The following is a 2042-nucleotide window of genomic DNA, read 5'->3' on the forward strand; positions in this document are numbered from 1 at the left end:
GGGCGGGGGTGCCGGGAACGCCGAACGCGGGCGGGGCGAAGCCCGGGACGGCGCCTCCCGCCTGCGGCTGCTGCGGGGCGGCGGGCTCCTCCTCGGCCACCTCGCCGCCGAAGTTCTTCAGCAGCGCTTCGAGTCCGCCGTCGAAGCCCTGTCCGACGGCGGCGAACCGCCACACGTCCTTGAAGTAGAAGTCACCCAGCATCACCGCCCGCTCGGTGGAGAACTCCGAGCCGCTGAAGGGGTAGCGGGCCACTTCCTCGCCGCCCGCCACGATGCGGATGTATCCGGGACCGATCTGGGACATCTGCCCGGCGCCGTCGAGGGTCGCCGTGAAGGACAGCTTCTTGATCTGCTGCGGGATCTTCTCCAGCGTCACGCGGAAGGACTCCGTGTCGCCCGCCTGGGGGCCGAGCAGCTGAAGGGACTCCTCGGGGGACTTCGGCTGGTTGAAGAAGATGAAGTACCGGTCGTCCGAGAGCCGTTCGTCGGCATCGAGACCGAAGCAGCTGATGTCGAAGGTGAGCCCGGGTCCGGAGATCTGCACGCCTACGTACAGATCCGTGCCCGCGGTGAGGTCACTGATCCTGGCCTTGTGGCCGCGTTGGAATTCCCTGGCCATGCGTACGACCGTCCCCCATCCCGAATGTGAGTGCGTCGCGCCAGGCTAACCGCAACCCCGGACATCCGATGAAGTCCGGTACAGACCCGGTACACAGCACGCGGACGCCCCTGTGGAGCGCTCCCGCCGGTGGCGTTCACTCGTCGCGGGACTCCGGCGGACGGGGCAACCGCTCGACCGCGGCCACTCCTTCGAGGTAGCCCCGGGCCCGTTCCGTCTTCGGATACGCCTCCAGCAGACGCCAGAAACCGGGCCCGTGTCCGGGCACGAGCAGGTGGGCCAGTTCGTGACAGAGGACATAGTCGACGACGTACTCGGGCATGCCCTGCAGCCGGTGCGACAGCCGGATGCTGCCCTCGGCGGGCGTGCACGAACCCCAGCGCGTGTTCTGGTTGGTCACCCAGCGTACGGAGCGGGGCCGGGCTCGGCCGTCGAAGTACTGGGCCGACAGCCGCTCGGCGCGCTCGGTCAGCCCGGTGTCCCCGAGCGCCCGCCTGCTCTCCTGGGCCGCCAGCTTGTCGAGCATGACGTCCACCCAGCGCTTCTCCTCCGCCTCGGACATCCGGGCGGGAATGAGCACCACCGTACGGTCGCCCTCGCGGTACGCGGAGACCGTCCTGCGTCGGCGGGCGCTCCTGCGGACCTCGATCGCGCTCGCCCGTGAGCCGCTCGTGGGCTGACTCGTCGTGCTGCGCTGAGGCTGTGTGGCGCTGTGCGGTGGGTCGGCGGGCACGCCCCGACGTTACCCGCTGCACACGGGGAAGTCCCGGCTCCGGGACGCTTCGCCGCCGATCCCCCACCATGCACCAGATTTATGGGATGAATCTCCTCGCCTGTGGACAAGTCCCTGCAGGCCACCTCCGACCCGGGCATGCTGGCAGCCGTCGGCCGGCCCGGGAGCGGGCGGCGCCACCACGGCGGTCGTGCGAGCGGCTGCCTGCGAGGAGACACGGGGGACCCGACATGCATCCGATGGTGAAACCGGCGCTCCGGCGCGGCTGGCGCGACCTCAACACCGTGCAGTTCGGGATGACGCCCGCGCACGCGCTGACCCTGGGGCCGATGGACACGGCGACGGGCAGCTTCCTCGAGCTGCTCGACGGAACCCGCGGCCTCGACCGTCTGCGTGAGGAGGGCCGGCGGATGCGTCTGCCCGACGGCCATGTCGACCGGCTCGTGGCTCGGCTGTCCCTGGCCGGGCTCCTCGACGACTCCCGGGGCGGCGGTCCGGCCGCCGACGCCCTGCGCGAGAAGCGGGAGGTCCTCGACCGGCTGCGCCCGGATCTGGCCTCGCTGACCCTGACCACCTCCGCACCGGGCGACGCACTCGGCCGGCTCGCCGCCCGCCGCGGAGCCCGGGTGCAGGTGAGGGGTGCGGGCCGGGTGGGCTCGACGCTGGCGGCACTGCTGGCGGGGGCCGGGG

Annotated in this window: 2 protein-coding genes and 1 pseudogene; 1 reads left to right on the top strand and 2 read right to left on the bottom strand. The window is 71.5% G+C overall.

Translation table 11 applies throughout. From position 1 onward, the window contains the following. On the bottom strand, positions 1-619 hold a 619-nt coding region (locus AOK18_RS29820), incomplete at its 3' end, for a TerD family protein (protein WP_167738763.1). A 136-nt stretch (positions 620-755) separates the two neighbouring features. Continuing rightward, positions 756-1352 (bottom strand): M48 metallopeptidase family protein, encoded by a 597-nt coding sequence (locus tag AOK18_RS29825; protein ID WP_074995100.1) that lies wholly within the window; start codon positions 1350-1352, stop codon positions 756-758. 230 nt (positions 1353-1582) lie between these two features. Between AOK18_RS29825 and AOK18_RS29830 the strand changes: the two are divergent. After that, a pseudogene (locus tag AOK18_RS29830) lies at positions 1583-2042 on the top strand (ThiF family adenylyltransferase); the annotation flags it as partial.

The organism is Streptomyces prasinopilosus (assembly GCF_001419695.1).
In the GTDB taxonomy this organism is placed as follows: domain Bacteria; phylum Actinomycetota; class Actinomycetes; order Streptomycetales; family Streptomycetaceae; genus Streptomyces; species Streptomyces prasinopilosus.